Source organism: Streptomyces sp. NPDC003284, from assembly GCF_053589675.1.
Genome location: NZ_JBSFSI010000013.1, coordinates 76,297 through 96,355 on the forward strand (window position 1 = coordinate 76,297; position 20,059 = coordinate 96,355).

The following is a 20,059-nucleotide window of genomic DNA, read 5'->3' on the forward strand; positions in this document are numbered from 1 at the left end:
GACACCCGCTCGCAAGGCCAGTTGGAGCCGGGCGGGGACACCGCCGCGCACCAGCGGAGCCCGGCCGGTGCGCGGCGGTGGGCAAGGACGTCCGTGAACCGGCCGAGGACGTCCGGGGCCGGTTACTGCCCGACCCGGCCCGGCTGGAGCACCTTGGTGAACAGCACACTGCCGTCCTGCTCCCGCAGCCGGACCGTCAGCTCCCCGCTGCCGCCGTCGATGTCGACCTCGCCGAAGAACTGGTAGCCCTCGGCGGGCGAGACGTTGGCGACGGCGGGTGCCTTGACGAACACCCGGTCGGGGCCGAACGTGCCGTCCAGCTCACTGGCCGGGAAGGCGCCCGCGTTGAGCGGACCGGAGACGAACTCCCAGAACGGCGCGAAGTCCTTGAACGCCGCCCGCGACGGGTCGTAGTGCTGCGCCGAGGTGTGGTGGACGTCTGCGGTCAGCCACACCGTGCCGGTGATCCGCCGGTGCTTGACGAACCGCAGCAGCTCGGCGATCTGTAGTTCGCGGCCGAGCGGCGCGCCCGGGTCGCCCTGCGCGACCGCCTCGAAGTTCGGCTTGCCCTCGACCCCGTCCGGCACGACGAGACCCAGCGGCATGTCCGCGGCGATCACCTTCCACACCGCCCGGGACCGGGACAGCTCCCGCTTGAGCCACCGCAGCTGCTCCTCGCCGAGGATGCCCTGCGGGTCGTGCTTCTGGTCGTCGGGCGAGTTGGCGTTGCGGTAGGTCCGCATGTCCAGCACGAACACGTCGAGCAGCGGGCCGTGGTGGTGGACGCGGTAGATCCGGCCGTCCGGACGGCCGCTGACCGTGGAGATCGGGAAGTACTCGGAGAAGGCCCGCCGCGCCCGTACCGCCAGGTCGTCCAGCCGGGTGCCGGCCGGGTAGGGCGTGCCGCCGCCGATGACCTCGCCCGGGTACCAGTTGTTGCGCACCTCGTGGTCGTCCCACTGGATGATGCCGGGCACCTGGGCGTTGAACCGGCGCAGCGCCCCGTCCAGCAGGTTGTAGCGGAAGTTGCCCCGGTAGTCGGCCAGGGAGACGGCGACGTGCGACTTCTCCTCGGTGGTGACGTTCCGGTAGACGCTGCCGTCCGGAAGCGCGGCGGTGGCCTCGATCGGGCCGTCGGCGTAGATGTTGTCGCCGCTGCACAGGAAGAAGTCCGGGTCCAGCCCGGCCATCGCGTCGAAGATGCGGTAGCCGCCGATCGACTCGTTGATGCCCCAGCCCTGCCCGGCGATGTCGCCCGACCACACGAACCGCACACCCTGGCGGCGCCGCGCGGGAGCGGTGCGGAAGGTGCCGTGGACCGGCTCGCCGGTGCGGCGCGGGTCGTGCGGGTCGGCGAGCAGTACGCGGTAGTGGATCTGCTCGCCGGACGGCAGCCCGTGCAGCCGGGCCGTTCCGGTGAAGTCGGAGCCGGGGCCGAGCAGCGGGCCGTGCCATCTGCGGGGGTTGCGGAAGGACTCCGTGGCGGATGTCTCGACGATCATCCGGGCCGGGCGGTCGGAGCGCACCCAGACCAGGCCCGAGTCGGCGGTCACGTCGCCCGCCTGCACGCCCCAGCCCGCCCGGGGGCGGCCGGACAGGGCGAGCGCCGGTGCCGCGCCGAGCGCGCCGGGCAGGGTCAGGGCCGCCGACGCGGCCAGTGAGCCGCGCAGCACGCTGCGACGGCCGGGGAGCGGACGAGGGGACATGCGGACGCCTCCAGGGACGAGATCCGGCCAGTGTTCGCAGCCACACCTACTGGTGCAGTGAGGCGAGGACGGAAACCGCGGGTGAACAGCCATCCGCGCGGAGACCGCCCGGGTGGCGCCCCCCGGCGTGCCGCCCCGGTGAGACGGTTGCCGTCTGCGGGTCTGCGGGTCTGCGGGTCTGCGGGTCTGCGGGTCTGCGGGTCTGCGGGTCTGCGGGTCTACGGGGTACGGGTCCACGGGCTTGCGGGCCTGTGCGCCTACCGGCCTATGCGCGGGCCGCCTCCGCCATCAGCCGCACCCCGGCACGGATCCGGGCGGGCGGCAGATACGCGTACCCGAGGACGAGACGCACACCCGCGTCACTTTCGGCCCGCGATGCCCGCGCGCTCCCGTCCGCGCCCCCGTCCGCGCCCCCACCGTCCGCGCCCGCGCAGTCTGCGTCCGGGCCGCCCTCGTGCGCGGGACGCTCCCGCTCCCCGGTGTCCGGCACCGCACCGGCACGCGCGTGCGCGTACGACGCCAGGGAGCGGACCGCGACACCGGCGCCGCCCACGCGCGCGAGGAACCGCTCCTCGGGCCCGTACCGCCGGGGCAGGGCGGCGATCAGGTGCAGCCCCGCCGCGATCCCCGACAGCCGTACACCGGGGAAGTGCTCCTCCAGAGCGGCGGCGAGCGTGTCCCGGCGCTCCCGGTAGGCGCGCTGGCAGCGGCGCAGCTGGCGGTCGTAGTCGCCCCGCTCGACGAAGCGGGCGAACAGTGCCTGGTCGACGGTCGGGTGGCCGAGGTCCATGGTCCGCTTGCGCTCGACGACGTCGTCGGCGAGCGAGTCGGGCACCAGCAGCCAGCCCAGCCGCAGCCCCGGCGCCAGGGACTTGCTGACCGAGCCCGCGTAGACGACGCGTTCGGGGTCCAGGCCCTGGAGGGCACCCACCGGGGCACGGTCGTAGCGGAAGTCGCCGTCGTAGTCGTCCTCGAAGACGATGCCGTCCACCGACCGCGCCCAGTCCAGCAGTCCGGCGCGGCGCCGGGCGGAGCACGCGATCCCGGTGGGGAACTGGTGGGACGGAGTCGTCACCACGGCCCGCACCCCCGACTCGTGCAGCGGGCCGAGGGCCGGGCCCTCCCCGTCCAGGGGCAGAGGCACGGTGCCGACACCGACGGAGGCGTACAGGGAGGTGTGCTGCGGGCTGCCCGGGTCCTCGACGCCGACCGCCCGCGTCCCGCGCGCGTGCAGCACGGATCCGAGCAGACAGGTGGCCTGCGCCACGCCCGAGACGACCACGAGGCGCTCGGGGTCGGCGACGACGCCGCGGCGGCGGGCGAGGAGTTCGGCCAGGGCCGCGCGCAGGTGGGGCAGACCGCGTGGATCGGGATAGCCGAGGGCCTGGTGGGGGAGGTCCGCCAGCACCGCGCGGTGCGCGGCCGCCCACGCGGCACGCGGGAACAGCGACAGGTCGGGGGTGCCCGCCACGAAGTCGGCGCGGGTCCCGGGCGTACCCGGAGCGAGGTCACGCGCGCGCGTGCGGGCCGCCCGGACCGAGCCGCCCACCCAGGTACCCGCGCCGCGCCCGCTGCGCAGGTACCCCTCCGCCGTCAACTGCTCGTACGCCTCGGTCACCAGCCCGCGGGACACGCCGAGGTCCGCCGCGAGGTCGCGGCTGGAGGGCAGCCGCGTACCCGGGGAGAGCCGGCCGGAACGGACGGCCTCGCGCAGCGCGGCCTGGAGCGTGCGGCCGCGCGCGCGGGCCGGCGCCGACGCGGCGGGCAGCAGCAGTTCCCAGGCGGCGGTACCGGCGGCCGTACCTGGATTGGTCCCCGATGACGTCATGGAAGTGGACCTTAAACCGGACCGCCGCGCTGCCTAGCGTCGCCGTCATGAACGCCACCACCTCGCGCGGTGCCCTGCTCGCCGCGCTCGCCTGCGTCCTCGTCGGAGGATCCTTCACCGCCAACAGCGTCCTCGGCCACTACCCCTACGCGGGCGGCCAGTTCCTGCGCTACGGCCTGGCCTGCCTGCTGCTCCTGCCGCTCGCCGGACGCGGCGCGCGGGCGCGGCTGCGGGTGCTCGCGCCGCGGCAGTGGGCCCGGCTGGCGCTGCTCGCCGCGGTGGGCATGGTCGGCTTCAACCTGGCCGTCATCGCCGCCGAGCGCTCCGCCGAACCGGCGGTGCCCGGTGTCCTCGTGGGCTGCGCCCCGGTGGTCGTCGCCGTCCTCGTCCCTCTCCTGGAGGGACGCCGTCCGCAGCGGGCCGTGCTGTACGGGGCGTCGCTGGTCGCCGCCGGGGCCCTGACGGTGCAGGGCTGGGGGCGGACCGACGGCGCCGGGATCGCCTTCTCCGCCGGGGCGCTGGCCGGGGAGGTGGGCTTCGCGGTCCTCGCCGTGCCGGTGCTGGCTCCGCTCGGGCCGCGGCTGCTGTCGGCCGTGGTGTGCGGCGTCGCCGCCGTGGAGGCGGCCGCCGTGGGGGTGGTGCTCGACGGCACGGCGTGGCTGCGGCGCCCGGACACGGGCGAGACCGCCGCGCTGCTGTGGCAGGCGGCGGTCGTGACGGTCGTCGGCTTCGTGTGCTGGTACATGGGCATGCAGCGGCTCGGCGCCGAGCGCGCCACCCTCTTCTCCGGGCTCATCCCGGTCGCCGCCGCCTGCTCCGCGCCCCTCGTCGGCACCGGTTCCTACGGGGCGGCCCAGGCGGCGGGCAGCGCCCTCGTGGGCGCGGGGGTCGCCATGGGGTCCGGGGCGCTGCGACGGGCCGGGCGGCGCTCAGCGGCTGCCGTCGAGCAGCACGCGCGCGACGAGCGCCGGGTCGTCGTTCATCGGGACGTGCCCGCAGCCGGGCAGCCGCACCAGCCGGGCCCGCGTGACGGTCTGCTTGGCGCGCACGCCCTGCCGGGGGATCAGCAGGCGGTCCTTGCTGCCCCAGGCCACGGTGACGGGGATGTCCGGGATGTCGTCAGCGAAGCGGACCCCGATGCCCGCACGGAGGGTCTCCTCGAACCCGGTGGCCCGCGCCAGGGCCAGCGTCTCGGCGACCACCGACTCGGGTGACCGGCGGCCCGGACGGGCGTAGATGGTGCTCGTCAGGACGGTGCGTCCGGCCGCGGTGCGGGAGAGCCGTTCGACCAGCGGCAGCGGTGTGCGCCGTGCGACGGCCCGCATCCCCTGGAGGACGCCGAAGGCGTAGCGGCGCTCGGCCTCGGTCCAGAACCCGGCGGGGGAGAGGGCCGTGACGGACCGCGCGAGCTTCTCGCGGCCCATCTCCAGGGCGAGCAGACCGCCCAGGGAGTTGCCCGCCACATGGGGCCGGTCGATCTCCAGGGTCTCGCACAGGGCCCCGAGGGCGGCGTTCATCGTCGGCAGGTCGTGCCGCAGCCCGTCCGGCAGGGCGGGCGAGGCGCCGAAGCCGGGCAGGTCCACGGAGACGACGTCCCGCTCGCCCGCCAGCAGGTGGATCACCGGGTCCCACGCCTGGCGGTGGTGGCCTATGCCGTGCAGCAGGAGCAGCGGCTCACCGTCGCCCACGCGCGCGTAGGACAGGGTCACGGTCCGCGGGCCGTGCGGGGAGGGGACCGGGAAGGAGACGGTGGCGGACATGGGTGCTCCTCGTCGGGAATCTCGGCAATCGCCGGCGGACGCTGGGTAGACAGCTTGTCAGCAATTACTACCGGCGGGTAGCCCCTGGTGTGCGGTTCCTGGTCGCCGCGCCGACAGTGCCCCCTCGGCGGCGGCACCCCTGTGAAGAGCCCTGTGTGGCACGCCCCTGGTGACCCCCGTCCCTGCGACGGGGGTTTTGCCGTCATGTCACGAATGACGGCTTGTGCGAACGTCACATGAACGCTTACCGCGTGACAGCCGTCTTCTCCATAAGCGGCCGATGATTGGTCTTGACCAAGGATCGGCGGCAGCCCTATGGTCGCAGAGAAGTACAACAACCTTTAATAAACAAGGGCGCTAAAACGCCGCCGGACCACGGCGATTGCGGAGGACAGGGTGGGGACCACGCAGCTGGAATCGGTGCCGGAGCCGAAGTACTGGCACCTGAGGACCGTCCTCAGTGAGGCACTGGACTCCGAGTTCTCGGTCGGCGAGATCCTGCCCAACGAACGGGAGCTGGCAGCCCGTTTCGGCGTGGCCCGCGCGACCCTGCGCCAGGCTCTGGAACAGCTGGAGCTGGAAGGCAGGCTCCAGCGCCGCCGCGGTGTCGGCACCACCGTCGCGCCGCCCCGCGTGGGCGTGGCCGTGGGCACCGAGCAGCACGCCTGGCCCGGCGCGGCGGACGACGCCTGGCACCCCGTGGACTGCGTCCAGGCGGCACCGCCCGCGGCCGTCGCCGACGCCCTGGAGACCGACCGCGACCAGCCCGTGCACACGGTGCGCCGGTCCCGGGTGAGCCAGGGCCAGCCGGTCGCCGCCGAGCTGCTCTACATCCCGGCGTCCTCGATGCCCGGCCTGACCGCGATCGACGCGCCCTCCGGGGCGGCACGCGCGCGTGCGGTGCTGCGCGAGCTCCAGCACCTGGAGCTGGAGGGCCAGGAGCAGGCCGTCGAGCTGGGCTCAGCCCGCGCCGACGACGCCAAGGAGCTGGACCGGCTGCCCGGTGCCCCGGTGCTCGTCGTCACCACGCGTTTCATCGCCGAGGGCCGCACCGCCGCGCTCTCCGTGGCCACCTACCGGGCCGACACCTGCCGCCTCACCTTCGGGGACTCCGGCGGTGTGGAGATCCACCACAGGCCCGAGCGCCAGGCCTCCTGACCCCGGCCGGCCCGGCGCCGGCCGACAGATCCGCGGGCGCGGGCCTGCCCCGGCCCCGCCCGGCCGAATCGCGGTGCGCGGGGCGGCGGCCGCCGCCCGCGTCCGTCCTCAGTGCCGGGCCGCCGCCACCTTGCTCTCCACCGCGAACAGCTCCTCCTCGACATGGTCGAGGGCCAGCCGCAGGGCGCCCGTCGCCACGGCCGCCTCACCGAGCATCGACAGGGTCACCTGCGGCGTACGCAGGCAGTAGCGGGCCAGCTCGCCGCGCAGCGGCTCCAGCACACCGTCCAGTCCGGCCGCCCAGCCGCCGACGACCACCAGCTCCGGGTCCAGCGCCAGCACCAGCGCCGCCACGTCGTGGACCAGCCGCTGGATGAAGCGGTCCATGGCCGCCACCGCCTGCTGGTCGCCCTTGCGGGCCTGGGCGAACACCGCCGCCACCGCCTGCTCGTCCAGGGGGTGCAGCGGCTGGTCCGTGGTCGACAGCAGCGTCTCGGGCGTGACGCCCCGGCCCAGCAGGTGCAGCGCGCCGATCTCGCCGGCCGCGCCGCCGAACCCGCGGTGCAGTCGGCCGCCGATCAGCGAACCGGCGCCCGGACTCAGCCCGGCCAGCACGAACACCACGTCGTCGGAGTCGGTGGCGGCGCCCTTCCAGTGCTCGGCGACCGCCGCGGCGTTGGCGTCGTTCTCGACCAGCACCGGGCACCGGAAGGAGCGGCTGAGCCGCTCGCCCAGGTTCAGCCCCGTCCAGCCGGGCAGCGCGGTGCCCAGCCGGACGATGCCGCCCGCCTCGACGATCCCGGGCGTGCCCACCCCCACGGCCCGCAGGGAGCTGCGCGGGACACCGGCCCGGCGCAGCAGCTCGGCGACCGCGGTGCGCAGCCGCTCCAGGCGCTCGTCCGCGTCCGCCGTCTCGCCGACCTCCTTGGCCTGGGCGCCGAGCACCCGCCCGTCGAGGTCGGACAGGAGCGCCGCCACGCGGTGGGGGCCGATCTCCAGGCCGAGCAGATGCCCCGCCTCGGCACGGAACCGGTAGCGCCGCGCGGGCCGTCCCTGACGGCGTGCGGCGCCCTCCTCGGCGGCCTTCTCGGCGACGAGTCCCGCCTCCATGAGGTCCTCGACGACGCCTTCGACCGTGGGCCGGGACAGCCCGGTCACCCGGGTGATCTCCGTGAGCGTCGCGCAGTCCGCGGCACGCAGCGCGTGCAGCACCACCGCGGAATTGATCCTTCGCAGCAGCGAGGGATCCCCGCCGGTCAGCCGCCCCAACGTCCTTCCTCCCAGCTCGTGCGCGTGTTGGGCGGATCGTACTCGGCGCGGGCCGGGGCAGCGAGTGCCGGGGACGACGGGCGCGCTGCGCCCGGCCGGACGGCCCGCCCGTGCCGCGCCGGAAGCCGCCTCCGGCCCCCAAAAATCCGGACCGCGTCCCCGCCCGCGACGCCCCCGACACCCGCCGTCCGTCACCCGGACCACGGTCTTGTCACCCGTCACCCGTCACCCGCTACCCGCACCCGCGACGCCCCACCCGTCACTCGCACCGCGGCGCCGACCGCTGCCCCGCCGCCGTCCCGCCCCTCCTCACGGGCCGTCGACGCCCGTCCCGCGGCCGGCCTCACCCTGACGCCCCGCCAGTTGTCAGTGGTGCCCGCTTTACTGGAACGCATGGACATCGCGAAGGCTCTCGCCGTGATCGACCGGCTGTGCTCCGGGGAGTTCCCCGCCGAGCCCGGCCGGACGGACGCCGGTCCGGCCGGACCCGGCTTCCTGACGGCCGAGTTGGAGACGAGCGACGACTTCTGGGAGGACGACAGCACCCGCTGGGAGGAGACGGCGGAGCAGTTCGCGTGCGAGCTGGACGGGTTGGGGGAGCGGTTGACCGAGCGGTGGGGCGCCCCGCAGGAGTTCAGCCTCTACGGTGTCTTCGAGCGGACCGTGCGGGGCGAGGCGCCGGGGGAGCCGTGGGCCTCGCTCAGCGGACATGTGCCGGACGTCCGGCTGTGGTGGTCCCACGAGACCGGCCGGTGGATAGCCCTCGGCGTGTCCCAGTGGGACCGCGAACTGCCGTTCCAACTGCTCGCGGTCGTCACCGACCGGGACCCGCCGTGATCCGTCAGGCGGTCCCCGCGACCTCGGAGCTCCCGGCGGCCTCCCGCAGCCTGGCGTACTCCTCGGCCATCGTCTCCGCCGTCCAGTGCGCGTTCAGACCGCTGGGATTGGGCAGCACCCAGACGCGCGCGGAGCTGATCGTCCGCTCCTGTGGCCCGATGCGCGCGCCCCGGTCGGCGAAGGCCGCGCGGTACGCGGTGACGCCGACCACGGCCAGCCAGCGGGGTCGCAGCCGGGCCACCTTCCGCTCCAGCAGCCGCCCGCCCTCGCGGTACTCCTCGGCGGTCAGCTCGTCCGCCCGCGCCGTGGGCCGGGCGACCACGTTGGTGATGCCGAGCCGGTACGTGAGCAGCTCGGCCTGCTCGGCGGGGGCCAGCAGCCGCGGGGTGAAACCGGAGCGGTGCAGCACCGGCCAGAACCGGTTGCCGGGGCGGGCGAAGTGGTGCCCCGTGACGGCGGTGGTGAGGCCGGGGTTGATGCCGCAGAAGAGCACACTGAGGCCGTCCGCGACCACGTCCGGTACGAGGCGGTCGCGGGCGGCCTCCAGCTGGGCCGGGGTGGGGCGGGTCAGAGGATCGCCCCCGGGGCGTAGGCGGCGGCCTCCGGGTGCTTCTCGACGATCTCCCCGATCCGGGCGACGACCGCGCCGACCTGGTCGGCGGCGGCACCGGTGAAGGACAGCTTGTCCGCCATCAGCTCGTCGAGCCGGGCGCGGTCCAGCGGCAGGCGCTCGTCGGCGGCCAGCTTGTCGAGCAGGTCGTTGCGCTCGGCGCCCTGCTCGCGCATGGCGAGCGCGGTGGCGACGGCGTTCTCCTTGATGGCCTCGTGGGCGACCTCGCGGCCGACACCGGCCCGCACCGCGCCCATCAGCACCTTGGTGGTGGCCAGGAACGGAAGGTAGCGGTCCAGCTCCCGGGCGACCACCGCGGGGAAGGCGCCGAACTCGTCGAGCACCGTCAGGAAGGTCTCCAGCAGCCCGTCCAGCGCGAAGAACGCGTCCGGCAGGGCGACCCGGCGCACCACGGAGCAGGAGACGTCGCCCTCGTTCCACTGGTCGCCCGCCAGCTCGCCGGTCATCGACGCGTAGCCGCGCAGGATCACCATGAGGCCGTTGACGCGCTCGCAGGAGCGGGTGTTCATCTTGTGCGGCATCGCCGAAGAACCGACCTGGCCGGGCTTGAAGCCCTCGGTGACCAGCTCGTGCCCGGCCATCAGCCGGATCGTCTTCGCCAGCGAGGACGGCGCCGCCGCGAGCTGCACCAGCGCGGTGACGACCTCGTAGTCCAGGGAGCGCGGGTAGACCTGGCCGACCGAGGTGAAGGCCCGGCCGAAGCCCAGGTGGGCGGCGATCCGCTGCTCCAGCTCCGCCAGCTTCGAGGCGTCGCCGCCGAGCAGGTCCAGCATGTCCTGGGCGGTGCCCACCGGGCCCTTGATGCCGCGCAGCGGGTAGCGGCCGAGCAGTTCCTCGATCCGTCCGTGCGCCACCAGCAGCTCGTCGGCCGCGGTGGCGAACCGCTTGCCGAGCGTGGTGGCCTGCGCGGCGACGTTGTGCGAGCGGCCGGCCATGACCAGCTCCCCGTACTCGGCCGCCAGCTTGCCCAGCCGCGCGAGCACCGCCACCGTACGGTCGCGCACCAGCTCGAGGGAGAGCCGGATCTGTAGCTGCTCCACGTTCTCCGTGAGGTCGCGGGAGGTCATGCCCTTGTGCACGTGCTCGTGCCCGGCGAGGTCGTTGAACTCCTCGATGCGGGCCTTCACGTCGTGCCGGGTGACCTTCTCGCGCTCGGCGATCGACGCCAGGTCGACCTGGTCCAGGACGCGCTCGTAGTCGGCGACGGCCGCGTCCGGCACCTCGATGCCGAGGTCCTTCTGGGCGCGCAGCACGGCGAGCCAGAGCTGCCGCTCCAGCCTCACCTTCTGCTCGGGCGACCAGAGCGTGGCGAGCTCGGCGGAGGCGTAACGTCCGGCGAGGACGTTCGGAATGCGGGGCTTGGCGGGAGCGGAAGTCACGTGTACGGATTCTACTGGCGGTTCGTGCAGGCCAGCGCCACAGGGGTGTTCGTCGGAACCTACGAAAGCACGAAACACGGTGCGGGACGGTGCGGGACGATACGACGCGGGCCGGGAGCGGCGCGGCCGTCCGCCGACTACGCGTCCGCCGGGGGCCGGGCCGGGGCAAGCTCCGGCCAGGGCAGCAGCTCGGGGCGCTTGGCCGGGCGGCCGTCACCGGAGGAGCGGCCGGTCAGCCGCCTGCCTATCCAGGGCAGCAGGTGCTCCCGGGTGAAGCGGGCGTCCGCGATCCGGCGGTCCAGCCAGCCCGGCGGCGCGGTCGCCGGTGGCGGCGTGTGCCACTCGGGGTCCTCCGGTTCGTGGCCGAGCGCCTGCCACACCGCCTCCGCGACCCGGCGATGCCCCTCGCCGGTCAGGTGCAGCCGGTCCACGCCCCACAGCCGCGGATCGGCCAGGGAGGGGGCGCCGTACAGGTCGACGACGACCGCGCCGTGCCGCGCCGCCAGCTCGTCGACGCAGGCGTACAGCTCCTCCATGCGCGGCCGGAACCGCTCCAGGACGGGACCCCGGCGGCCGGGGCTGCGCATCAGCACCAGCCGCTCGCACGACGGCGCCAGCCGCTCCACCGCCTCCGTGAGCAGGCCCCGCACCCGGCCCATGTCGCACTTGGGCCGCAGGGTGTCGTTGAGCCCGCCGACCAGGGTGACCACGTCCGCCCGCATGGCGGCGGCCACCTCGACCTGCTCGTCGACGATCTGCCCGATGAGCTTGCCCCGCACGGCGAGGTTGGCGTACCGGAAGCCGGGGGTGCGGGCCGCCATCCGGGCCGCCAGGAGGTCGGCCCAGCCCCGGTAGGAACCGTCGGGCAGCAGGTCCGACATGCCCTCGGTGAAGGAGTCGCCGACCGCGACCAGACTGGAGTACGTGGGATTCGTCTGCATGGCGTCAGCGATGGTATCCCGCCGGACCGGCCGCATACCAAGCGGTCGGTCCGGCCCCGGCACCCCCCCGGCCGTGACCTCCCCGCGGCCCGGGTGTGGCCGTCCGGTGCCGGGCCGGACGGGGCGGCCGCTCAGGCAGGCTGCCCGAACAGTTCCCGCAGCACGTCCTCCATCGTCACCAGACCGGCCAGCCGCCCGTCCGAGCCGAGCACGGCAGCCAGGTGCGTCCGGCTGCCGCGCATCGCCGTGAGCACGTCGTCCAGCGGGGTGCTCTCCCTGACCCGGGCGATGGGCCGCATGTCACCCGGCCGGAACGGCTCGGAGCGCGGCGAGGCGTCCAGCGCGTCCTTCACATGCAGATAACCGATGATCCGGCGGCCCTCGTCGACCACCGGGAAACGCGAGAACCCGGACTCCGCCGTCAGCCGCTCCAACTGCTCCGGGGTGACCCCCACCCGCGCGTAGACGACCTGCTCCAGCGGCAGCACGACGTCGCGCACCGGCCGGCTGCCCAGCTCCAGCGCGTCGTGCAGGCGCTCCTGCGCCCGGTCGTCGATGAGACCGGCCTGCCCGGCGTCTTTGACGATCTGGGCCAGCTCCGCGTCCGTGAAGGTCGCCGAGACCTCGTTCTTGGCCTCCACCCGCAACAGCTTGAGCAGGACGTTGGCGAACGTGTTCACCGTGAAGATCACCGGGCGCAGGGCGCGGGACAGCGCGACCAGCGGCGGGCCGAGCAGCAGCGCGCTGCGCACCGGCTCTGCGAGGGCGACGTTCTTCGGCACCATCTCGCCGAGCAGCATGTGCAGATAGGTGGCCAGCGCCAGCGCGATCACGAAGGACACGGCGTGTCCCGCGCCGGCCGGTACACCCACCGCGTGGAACACGGGCTCCAGCAGATGCGCGATGGCGGGCTCGGCGACCACACCGAGGACCAGCGTGCACAGGGTGATGCCGAGCTGGGCCGCCGCGAGCAGCGCGGACACGTGCTCCAGGCCCCACAGCACGCTCCTGGCGCGCCGGTCGCCCTGCTCGGCGTACGGCTCGACCTGGCTGCGGCGCACCGAGATCAGCGCGAACTCGGCGCCCACGAAGAAGGCGTTGACGACGAGGGTCGCCAGACCGATCAGAATCTGTACGGCGGTCACCGGCTGGCCCTCTTCCCGTCCTGCTCGTCCTGCTCGTCCTGCCTGTCCTGCACGTCCTGTGTGTCCCGCGCGCTCCTCGTGTCCGGCCCGTCGCCGCGCCGGACGGCCCGGCGCCCGGCGCGCTCCGGGGCCGTGTCGAGGTCCGCGTCGTCGAGCGGCGCGTGCAGCAGCACCCGGGCCGCCCGCCGCCCGCTCGCGTCCGTCACCTCCAGCCTCCACCCGGCGACCTCCAGGACGTCACCGGTCTCCGGTATCCGGCCCAGTTCCGCGGCGACGAGACCGGCGAGGGTCTCGTAGGGCCCGTCGGGCGCGCGCCAGCCGACGCGGGCCAGTTGGTCCACGCGCGCGGAGCCGTCGGCCGAGTACAGGGCGCGGCCCTCCTCGTCGGCCCCGGCGGGGGCGAGGTCGGGCGTCTCGTGCGGGTCGTGCTCGTCGCGCACCTCGCCGACGACCTCCTCGACGATGTCCTCCAGCGTGGCCACGCCCGCCGTGCCGCCGTACTCGTCGATGACGACCGCCATCGTCCGCCGCCCCGACAGCCGGTCCAGCAGCCGGTCCACGGTCAGCGACTCGGGCACGAGCATCGGCTCGCGCATGATCTCGGAGACCCGTACGCGGGTCCGCCGCTCGGCGGGCACCGCGAGGACGTCCTTGACGTGGGCCGTGCCCACCACGGAGTCGAGGTTGCCGCGGTAGACGGGGAAGCGGGACAGGCCGGTGGCCCGGGTCGCGTTCGCCACGTCCTCGCAGGTGGCCCGGGACTCCAGGGCGACGACCTGGACGCGCGGTGTCATCACGTTCTCCGCGGTGAGGTCGGCGAGGTTGAGGGTGCGGACGAACAGCTCGGCGGTGTCCGCCTCCAGGGCGCCCTCCTTGGCCGAGTGCCGGGCCAGCGCCGCCAGTTCCTGCGGGCCGCGCGCGGAGGCCAGCTCCTCGGCGGGCTCCACCCCGAACCGGCGCACCACGCGGTTGGCCGTGTTGTTGAGGTGGGTGATGAACGGGCGGAAGGCGGCGCTGAACCAGCGCTGCGGGGTCGCGACGTGCCGGGCCACGGTGAGCGGCGCGGAGATCGCCCAGTTCTTGGGCACCAGCTCGCCGACGACCATCAGGAACACCGTGGACAGCGCGGTGCCCACGACCAGCGCCACCGAGGTCGCCACCGACCGCGACACGCCGAGCGACTGGAACGGACCGGCCAGCAGTGCGGCGATCGACGGCTCGGCGAGCATGCCGACCACCAGGTTGGTGACGGTGATGCCGAGCTGGGCGCCGGACAGCTGGAAGGTCAGGTTCCGTACGGCCTTGAGCGCACTGGCGGCGCCGCGCTCACCGCGCTCCGCCGCCCGCTCCAGCGCGCCGCGCTCGACGGTGGTGAGCGAGAACTCGGCGGCGACGAAGGCACCGCAGGCCAGGGACAGCAGGACCGCCACGAGCAGAAGCAGCACTTCGGTCATCGGGTCACCCCCCTCCCATGGTCGGACAGGGCGCGGGGGACCGCTCGGTGGTGCGCGATGCTACTGGGAGGCTCGCCCATGGACGGACGCTCACAACCTTTCATGGAGGAACGAGTGTCCCTCCATGGTAAAGGACGGGCAAAAATACCTTCTCCGTGCCGGTCGTATCACTTTTCGTGACCGTCCAGCGGCTTCACCCAGCGCCGCCAGTGCTCCTCCGGCGCGTAGCCGGCCGCACGCCAGGCGTGGTGCGCGCGCTCGTTGCCGGTGAGCACCATCGCGTCGGCGCGCCGACCGCCGAGCCGGGCGAACCGTTCCTCGGCGGCGGCGAGCAGCGCCGAGCCGATGCCCCGGCGCCGCCGGTCGGGACGCACCGCGAGCCGGTACAGATGGCAGCGCCAGCCGTCGAAGCCCGCGATCACGGTGCCGACCAGCTCGCCGGAGTCCTCCGCCAGCAGCAGCGCCTCGGGGTCGCGGCCGATCAGCCGGGCCACGCCGTCCCGGTCGTCGCTGATGCTGGTGCCCTCCGCGGCCGTCCGCCAGAAGTCCAGGACGGCGGTGAGGTCGTCGGCGGTCGCGGGGCGTATGCGCAGCTCGTTCATGGCGTGATCACATCACGGCCCCGCCCGCACGGCCCCGCCCCGCCCCGCAGTCCCGTCCCGCAGTCCCGACGCCCCGCGCCTTCACTGCCGTCGCAGCCCCGGCGCCCCGCGCCCTCACTGCCCTCGCAGCGCCTCCAGCACCGGCGCGAACGCCTCCATGTGCGGTTCGAGCACGGTCAGATAGGAGAAGCCGAACCGCTCGCGTTGCGCGTGCACCCGCGCGACGATCTCGTCCAGCGTGCCCACCAGCACGATCGGCAGCGCCAGGGCCCCGTCCCGGGTCAACTGCGGCTGCCGCCCCAGCAGCGGCGCGAGGACCGGCCCGGGGTCGTCGGTGACGGCGACGAGCTGGATGAGCAGGTTCAGCTCGGCCGGTTCCGCGCGCCCCGCCGCGTGGGTGCGGTACAGCGCCACCCGCTCGTCCAGTTCCTCGGCCGTCAGCGGGGTCAGCTTGTCGCCGTTCGTGGACGGCCGGGCGCCTGTGAACGCCGCGATGTCGGCGTGCTCGGCGGCCAGCCGCAGCATCCGGTCGCCGTTGGCGCCGATCAGCAGCGGGACCCGGGGCCGCTGCACCGCTCGCGGCAGGTGGTCCGGGGAGCCGAGCAGCCGGTCCAGCTCCTCGACGGTGTGCCGCAGGTGGGCGACGCGCTCGCCCGGCGTGCCCCAGGGCAGCCCGGCCCGCTCGTGCTCCTCGCGCACGTATCCCGTGCCGAGCCCGAGTTCGAGACGGCCGTCCGTGAGCGCGTCCGTCGTGGCCACCTCGCGGGCCAGCAGCGCGGGGTTGGAGAAGCCCGCGTTGAGCACGAAGGTGCCGAGCCGGGGCCGCTCGGTCGCCTCGGCCGCCGCCACCAGGGCCGGGAACGGCGCGACCCAGCCGAGATGGTCCGGGACGAGGATCACGTCGTACCCGAGTTCTTCGGCCCTGCGGCACTTGGCGCGCCACTCACCGGCGGACGCCGGATCGAGCAGGTTGACCCCGAAGCGGAACGGACGCGGCATGAACTCTCCTCAGCTGGACGGGACATGAGCCGGGCGTGAGATGAAGTGAGAGGGACCGGACGGGGCGGCGTACGCCCGCCGCGATTCCATCATCCGTACGCGCCCGCCGCCAGCGGCTTGTGCCGACGGGCACGGACCAGGGACCGCGCTTGCCGCTGCTAGCGGTTCGGCGCTAGCGTCGAGGTATGGCGAAGACCCAGCTGAACGTACGGGTGGACGAGGGCACGGCCCGCGCCGCCCGCGAACGCGCCCTCGCCCGCGGCATGAGCGTCAACCGCTACATCGAGGAACTGGTCCGCCAGGACACGGGAGAGGTGGGCCGCACCTTCGTGGAGGCCGCCGCCGACTTCATGAAGAGTTACGAGGCCGTCTTCGCCGAGGAGTCCGACGGGGCGGGCACGCCGCCCCGGGCGACGACCGGCGAAGACCGGCGCTGAGCCCTTGAGCGGCATCACCGTCGACCTCGCCTGGCTGCTCATGCTCGCCGAACGCATGACACCGGGCGATCCGCAGGTCACCGACTGGGGCGCCCTCGTCGCCGCGGTGGCACGGCACCGCGCCGAGATCTTCGACGTCCCCGTCTACGACTCGCCGCAGGCGCGGGCCGCCGCGCTGCTGCAACTCCTCGTCCACGTGCCCGCGCTGGAGCGCTCCAACGCCCTGTTCGCCTCCGCCGTGGCGTACGCCTACCTGGTCGCCAGCGGTCTGAAGGTCGCCACCTCTCCCGAACAGGTGCGCGACCTGGCCCGGCTGGTCAAGAGCGGTGACGCGTCGGTGCAGGAGATAGCGCGGGAACTGCGCCGGTGGAGCGTGTGACCCCGTGTGACCCACCGCCCCCGTGACCCACTACCCCCCCGTGACCCGCTGACCGGGAACCGTGGGCAGACCCGGCAGACCCGGCAGACCCGGCGGCCGCGGACGGCCACCGGCCCCACGGAGCCGCGCACCGGCGCGGCGGCCGCGGCCGTACTACCCGAGCGGCGCCGGTGCCTCCCGCGCGCCGAAGGCCGCCGCCTCCCAGCGGCCGAGGAGCCGGGGGGCGAGCCAGTGCGGCGCACCCGTGCGGAAATCGGCGGGGGCGAGCGCCCCGGCACCCTCGGGCAGGGCGCCGAGCAGCGGCGCGCCGGCCACCTCGGGCAGGTCGGCGACGTTGCAGCGGGAGGCGAGATCGGGGTGCGCGGGCCAGCTGCCGATCACCACGCCGAGCAGATCGAGCCCGCGTCGGCGCAGCTCACGGGCGGTCAGCTCGGTGGTGTTGAGCGTGCCGAGCCCCGCGGAGGCGACGAGCAGGACCGGAGCGCGCAGCAGCCCGGCGGCGTCCGCGAGGGTCCCGCCCGCGGCGTCGAACCGTACGAGCAGGCCGCCGGCCCCCTCCACCAGCACCAGGTCGTGCTCGGTCGCCAGCTTGGCGGCGGCCTCGGCCACCTCCTCGGGCCGCACCGGCGCCCGCCCGGCCCGCAGCGCGGCGGTCCCGGGAGCCAGCGGCTCCGGATAGCGGGCCACCTCGCGCGCCGTCACCGCACCGGCGAGCCGGACGACCTCGTCGGCGTCCCCGCGCTCGTCCGGGGCCACCCCCGTCTGCGCGGCCTTCAGCACGGCCACCGACCGGCCGGCCGCCAGCGCCGCCGCCGCGACGGCCGCCGTGGTGACCGTCTTGCCGACCTCCGTGCCTGTGCCCGTGATCACCAGTACCGGCATCTCATCCCTCCCGCGCCGCCGCGCACACCGCGCGGCCGATCCGTGCCAGGTCCGCGTCGTCCGTGACGTACGGCGGCATCGTGTACACCAGGTCCCGGAACGGCCGCAGCCACACGCCCTCGCGCACCGCGGCCCGGGTCGCCGCCGCCATGTCCACCGGGTGGTCGAGCTGGACGACCCCGATCGCGCCCAGGACGCGCACGTCCCGCACGCCCGGGAGCTCCGCGGCCGGTGCGAGACCGTCGCGCAGCCCCGCCTCGATCCGCTTGACCCCGGCGCGCCAGTCCTGGCCGAGCAGCAGCTCGATCGAGGCGCACGCCACGGCGGCGGCCAGCGGATTGCCCATGAACGTCGGCCCGTGCGCCAGCACCGGGACCTCGCCCCGCGAGATCCCGTCGGCCACCCGCGCGGTGCACAGCGTCGCGGCCATCGTCAGATAACCGCCGGTGAGCGCCTTGCCCAGGCACATTACGTCCGGGGTCACCGCCGCGTGCTCCGCCGCGAAGAGCGCGCCGGTGCGGCCGAACCCGGTCGCGATCTCGTCGAACACCAGCAGCACCCCGTGCGCGTCGCACGCCTCGCGCAGCACCCGCAGATAGGCGGGGGAGTGGAACCGCATCCCGCCCGCGCCCTGCACCACCGGCTCGACGATCACGGCGGCCAGTTCCCCGGCGTGCCGCTCGATCATCTCGCGCAGCCGCGCGGCGTACGCCTCCTCGTAGACGGCCGGGGGCGGGTCGGCGAAGAGCTGGCGCGGCAGCGCACCGGCCCACAGCTCGTGCATCCCGCCCTCGGGGTCGCACACGGACATCGGCTGCCAGGTGTCCCCGTGGTAGCCGCCCCGCCAGGTCATCAGCCGCCGCTTCTCGGGGCGGCCGAGCGAACGCCAGTACTGGAGGCACATCTTGACGGCGACCTCGACCGACACGGAGCCCGAGTCGGCCAGGAAGACATGTTCCAGTCCCTCGGGCGACATGTCGACAAGGAGCTTCGCCAGCCGGACGGCGGGCTCGTGCGTGAGCCCGCCGAACATCACATGGCTCATCCGCGCCAACTGCCCGCGCACGGCCTCGTCGAGCACCGGGTGGCCGTAGCCGTGGATCGCCGCCCACCACGAGGACATCCCGTCGACCAGCTCGCCCGAGCCGTCGGCGAGCCGCAGCCGCACCCCGCTCGCCGACTCCACGACGAGCGGTTCCTGACGGCCGGGCATCGGTCCGTACGGGTGCCACACGTGCCGCCGGTCGAGAGCGAGCAGCGCGGACACGTCCGGTCCGGACAGATCAGGCATTGGGCGCGAGATCCGTACCGGCGCCGCGGTGGCGCAGCGCGACCAGGTCGGTGCGCGGCTCGGCCGGGGCCGCCGACGCCGCCGGGGCGACCGGAGCCGCCGTGCCGCAGACCCCGCCGCCCTCGTGCGACCCGCACCCCGCTCCCGCGTGCGGCCCGCGGCCGGCCTCCTCGGCCGCACCGCACCCGCCGCCCTCGTGGGAGCCGCAGCCCGCGCCCTCGTGCGAGCCGCAGCCGCCCTCGGACCCGCCCGCGCGCCGGTGCTCCGGCAGGGTCACCTGGTCGGTGCCCTCCACCTCGAAGCCCGCGTCCGCGATCATCTCCAGGTCGGCCTTGCCCGCCTGGCCCTCGGTGGTCAGATAGTCGCCGAGGAAGATCGAGTTGGCCAGGTGCAGGGCGAGCGGCTGCATGGTCCGCAGATGGACCTCGCGGCCACCGGCGATGCGGACCTCGATGTCCGGGCAGACGAACCGGACCATCGCGAGGATCCGCAGGCACCGCTGCGGGGTGAGGTTCCACTCCTTGGCCAGCGGGGTGCCCTCGACCGGGATCAGGAAGTTGACCGGCACCGAGTCCGGGTCCAGCGCGCGCAGCGCGTAGACCACGTCGACCAGGTCCTCGTCGCTCTCGCCCATGCCCGCGATGAGCCCCGAGCACGCGGAAAGCCCCGCCGCGTGCGCCTTGTTCACCGTGTCCACCCGGTCGGCGTACGTGTGCGTCGTGGTGATCTCGCCGTACGTCGACTCGGAGGTGTTGAGGTTGTGGTTGTACGCGTCGGCACCGGCCGCGCGCAGCCGCTCGGCCTGGCCGTCGGAGAGCAGCCCGAGGCAGGCGCACACCTCGACGCCCTCGTTCTCGTCCTTGATCGCTCTGATGGTCTCCGAGACCCGGTCCACGTCGCGGTCGGTCGGGCCGCGCCCGCTGGCCACCAGGCAGACCCGCTTGGCCCCGCCGGCCAGCCCGGCCGCCGCGGCCCGGGACGCGTCACCGGGCTTGAGCCAGGTGTACTTGAGGATGTCCGCCTTCGAGCCGAGCCGCTGCGAGCAGTACGAGCAGTCCTCGGGGCACAGGCCGGACTTGAGGTTGACGAGATAGTTGAGTTTCACCCGTCGGCCGAACCAGTGACGCCGCACCTTCCCCGCGGCCGCCACCACATCGAGCAGATCGTCGTCGGAGGTGGCCAGCACGGCCAGAGCTTCCCCGCGGGTCGGCGTCTCGCGCCGAAGCCCCTTGTCCACCAGCGTGTTCAGCAGGTCCATGAGAGCCGATCCTGTCCTACGGGGCCGCCCGGGGCCAAGGAGACTGTGCACAACAGAGGCCGTCGCACGTGTGGGTATCCCCACACCGTGCGTGACGTGTCGT

At 74.4% G+C, this 20,059-nt stretch carries 18 protein-coding genes and 1 pseudogene; 5 read left to right on the forward strand and 14 right to left on the reverse strand.

Annotated elements, in window-relative coordinates:
- Positions 1–122 precede the first annotated feature (122 nt).
- Both ACWDYF_RS25245 and pdxR read right to left on the reverse strand, forming a co-directional pair.
- Positions 123–1,706: an alkaline phosphatase D family protein gene (locus tag ACWDYF_RS25245; protein ID WP_389471891.1), complete on the reverse strand. Its 1,584-nt coding sequence runs from the start codon at positions 1,704–1,706 to the stop codon at positions 123–125.
- A gap of 265 nt (positions 1,707–1,971) precedes the next feature.
- Positions 1,972–3,534, reverse strand: coding sequence for a MocR-like pyridoxine biosynthesis transcription factor PdxR (pdxR, locus tag ACWDYF_RS25250; protein WP_389471895.1), 1,563 nt, complete (start codon positions 3,532–3,534; stop codon positions 1,972–1,974).
- Between the two features lie 47 nt (positions 3,535–3,581).
- Here pdxR and ACWDYF_RS25255 point away from each other — a divergent pair.
- Positions 3,582–3,938 (forward strand): annotated as a pseudogene (locus ACWDYF_RS25255) (EamA family transporter); the annotation flags it as partial.
- 525 nt (positions 3,939–4,463) lie between these two features.
- On the opposite strand, the gene ACWDYF_RS25260 reads toward ACWDYF_RS25255, so the two are convergent.
- Positions 4,464–5,294 (reverse strand): alpha/beta fold hydrolase, encoded by an 831-nt coding sequence (locus tag ACWDYF_RS25260; protein WP_018571128.1) that lies wholly within the window; start codon positions 5,292–5,294, stop codon positions 4,464–4,466.
- 396 nt (positions 5,295–5,690) lie between these two features.
- Between ACWDYF_RS25260 and ACWDYF_RS25265 the strand changes: the two genes are divergently transcribed.
- Positions 5,691–6,452: a GntR family transcriptional regulator gene (locus tag ACWDYF_RS25265; protein ID WP_389471902.1), complete on the forward strand. Its 762-nt coding sequence runs from the start codon at positions 5,691–5,693 to the stop codon at positions 6,450–6,452.
- A gap of 108 nt (positions 6,453–6,560) precedes the next feature.
- On the opposite strand, the gene ACWDYF_RS25270 is transcribed toward ACWDYF_RS25265, so the two are convergent.
- Positions 6,561–7,721 carry an ROK family transcriptional regulator gene (locus ACWDYF_RS25270; RefSeq protein ID WP_381740459.1) on the reverse strand — a complete coding sequence of 387 codons (1,161 nt, stop codon included), beginning with the start codon at positions 7,719–7,721 and terminating at the stop codon, positions 6,561–6,563.
- 393 nt (positions 7,722–8,114) lie between these two features.
- Here ACWDYF_RS25270 and ACWDYF_RS25275 point away from each other — a divergent pair, with 393 nt between their 5' ends.
- A complete protein-coding gene (locus ACWDYF_RS25275) occupies positions 8,115–8,558 on the forward strand; it encodes a hypothetical protein (protein ID WP_389471907.1) in 444 nt (147 codons plus the stop codon).
- A 4-nt stretch (positions 8,559–8,562) separates the two neighbouring features.
- Here ACWDYF_RS25275 and mug read toward each other — a convergent pair whose 3' ends face one another.
- The 7 genes from mug to ACWDYF_RS25310 form a co-directional block, all read right to left on the reverse strand.
- Complete coding sequence (gene mug, locus ACWDYF_RS25280; RefSeq protein WP_389471976.1) at positions 8,563–9,129, reverse strand: G/U mismatch-specific DNA glycosylase; 567 nt, start codon at positions 9,127–9,129, stop codon at positions 8,563–8,565.
- Positions 9,126–10,568, reverse strand: coding sequence for an adenylosuccinate lyase (purB, locus tag ACWDYF_RS25285; protein ID WP_018571123.1), 1,443 nt, complete (start codon positions 10,566–10,568; stop codon positions 9,126–9,128). Before purB ends, mug begins: the two co-directional genes overlap by 4 nt.
- Before the next feature lie 137 nt (positions 10,569–10,705).
- Positions 10,706–11,509 carry an SGNH/GDSL hydrolase family protein gene (locus ACWDYF_RS25290; protein WP_389471911.1) on the reverse strand — a complete coding sequence of 268 codons (804 nt, stop codon included), beginning with the start codon at positions 11,507–11,509 and terminating at the stop codon, positions 10,706–10,708.
- 131 nt (positions 11,510–11,640) lie between these two features.
- Positions 11,641–12,654 carry a hemolysin family protein gene (locus tag ACWDYF_RS25295; RefSeq protein ID WP_018571121.1) on the reverse strand — a complete coding sequence of 338 codons (1,014 nt, stop codon included), beginning with the start codon at positions 12,652–12,654 and terminating at the stop codon, positions 11,641–11,643.
- Entirely contained in the window at positions 12,651–14,108 is a 1,458-nt protein-coding gene (locus ACWDYF_RS25300) for a hemolysin family protein (RefSeq protein WP_389471916.1), read from the reverse strand. Before ACWDYF_RS25300 ends, ACWDYF_RS25295 begins: the two co-directional genes overlap by 4 nt.
- 167 nt (positions 14,109–14,275) lie before the next feature.
- A complete protein-coding gene (locus ACWDYF_RS25305; protein ID WP_381740451.1) occupies positions 14,276–14,710 on the reverse strand; it encodes a GNAT family N-acetyltransferase in 435 nt (144 codons plus the stop codon).
- Positions 14,711–14,824: 114 nt separating this feature from the next.
- Positions 14,825–15,709: an LLM class F420-dependent oxidoreductase gene (locus ACWDYF_RS25310; protein ID WP_389471920.1), complete on the reverse strand. Its 885-nt coding sequence runs from the start codon at positions 15,707–15,709 to the stop codon at positions 14,825–14,827.
- Positions 15,710–15,894: 185 nt separating this feature from the next.
- On the opposite strand from ACWDYF_RS25310, the gene ACWDYF_RS25315 reads away from it, so the two are divergent.
- Both ACWDYF_RS25315 and ACWDYF_RS25320 read left to right on the forward strand, forming a co-directional pair.
- Positions 15,895–16,146, forward strand: a complete 252-nt coding sequence (locus ACWDYF_RS25315; RefSeq protein ID WP_389471922.1) for a toxin-antitoxin system HicB family antitoxin — start codon at positions 15,895–15,897, stop codon at positions 16,144–16,146.
- 40 nt (positions 16,147–16,186) lie between these two features.
- The gene (locus ACWDYF_RS25320; RefSeq protein ID WP_381740553.1) at positions 16,187–16,525 is read left to right on the forward strand and encodes a fic family toxin-antitoxin system, toxin component; all 339 of its coding nucleotides are present in this window, start codon (positions 16,187–16,189) and stop codon (positions 16,523–16,525) included.
- Between the two features lie 153 nt (positions 16,526–16,678).
- Here ACWDYF_RS25320 and bioD read toward each other — a convergent pair whose 3' ends face one another.
- From bioD to bioB, 3 genes are read right to left on the reverse strand one after another with little or no spacing between them, the layout of a single operon-like run.
- On the reverse strand, positions 16,679–17,407 hold the full coding sequence (gene bioD / locus ACWDYF_RS25325; protein WP_381740447.1) for a dethiobiotin synthase: 729 nt from the start codon (positions 17,405–17,407) through the stop codon (positions 16,679–16,681).
- Between the two features lies 1 nt (position 17,408).
- Complete coding sequence (locus ACWDYF_RS25330) at positions 17,409–18,698, reverse strand: adenosylmethionine--8-amino-7-oxononanoate transaminase (RefSeq protein WP_389471926.1); 1,290 nt, start codon at positions 18,696–18,698, stop codon at positions 17,409–17,411.
- Positions 18,691–19,956 carry a biotin synthase BioB gene (bioB, locus tag ACWDYF_RS25335; protein WP_389471929.1) on the reverse strand — a complete coding sequence of 422 codons (1,266 nt, stop codon included), beginning with the start codon at positions 19,954–19,956 and terminating at the stop codon, positions 18,691–18,693. Before bioB ends, ACWDYF_RS25330 begins: the two co-directional genes overlap by 8 nt.
- Positions 19,957–20,059: the final 103 nt, after the last annotated feature.

What these genes read in the sequence shown, in the direction of transcription:
- bioB (WP_389471929.1), bottom strand. Translation starts at nt 19,956, where the DNA reads ATGGACCTGCTGAACACGCTGGTGGACAAGGGGCTTCGGCGCGAGACG.
- pdxR (WP_389471895.1), bottom strand. Translation starts at nt 3,534, where the DNA reads ATGACGTCATCGGGGACCAATCCAGGTACGGCCGCCGGTACCGCCGCC.
- bioD (WP_381740447.1), bottom strand. Translation starts at nt 17,407, where the DNA reads ATGCCGGTACTGGTGATCACGGGCACAGGCACGGAGGTCGGCAAGACG.
- ACWDYF_RS25310 (WP_389471920.1), bottom strand. Translation starts at nt 15,709, where the DNA reads ATGCCGCGTCCGTTCCGCTTCGGGGTCAACCTGCTCGATCCGGCGTCC.
- ACWDYF_RS25315 (WP_389471922.1), top strand. Translation starts at nt 15,895, where the DNA reads ATGGCGAAGACCCAGCTGAACGTACGGGTGGACGAGGGCACGGCCCGC.
- ACWDYF_RS25330 (WP_389471926.1), bottom strand. Translation starts at nt 18,698, where the DNA reads ATGCCTGATCTGTCCGGACCGGACGTGTCCGCGCTGCTCGCTCTCGAC.
- ACWDYF_RS25320 (WP_381740553.1), top strand. Translation starts at nt 16,187, where the DNA reads ATGCTCGCCGAACGCATGACACCGGGCGATCCGCAGGTCACCGACTGG.
- ACWDYF_RS25245 (WP_389471891.1), bottom strand. Translation starts at nt 1,706, where the DNA reads ATGTCCCCTCGTCCGCTCCCCGGCCGTCGCAGCGTGCTGCGCGGCTCA.
- ACWDYF_RS25260 (WP_018571128.1), bottom strand. Translation starts at nt 5,294, where the DNA reads ATGTCCGCCACCGTCTCCTTCCCGGTCCCCTCCCCGCACGGCCCGCGG.
- ACWDYF_RS25290 (WP_389471911.1), bottom strand. Translation starts at nt 11,509, where the DNA reads ATGCAGACGAATCCCACGTACTCCAGTCTGGTCGCGGTCGGCGACTCC.
- ACWDYF_RS25275 (WP_389471907.1), top strand. Translation starts at nt 8,115, where the DNA reads ATGGACATCGCGAAGGCTCTCGCCGTGATCGACCGGCTGTGCTCCGGG.
- ACWDYF_RS25305 (WP_381740451.1), bottom strand. Translation starts at nt 14,710, where the DNA reads ATGAACGAGCTGCGCATACGCCCCGCGACCGCCGACGACCTCACCGCC.
- ACWDYF_RS25300 (WP_389471916.1), bottom strand. Translation starts at nt 14,108, where the DNA reads ATGACCGAAGTGCTGCTTCTGCTCGTGGCGGTCCTGCTGTCCCTGGCC.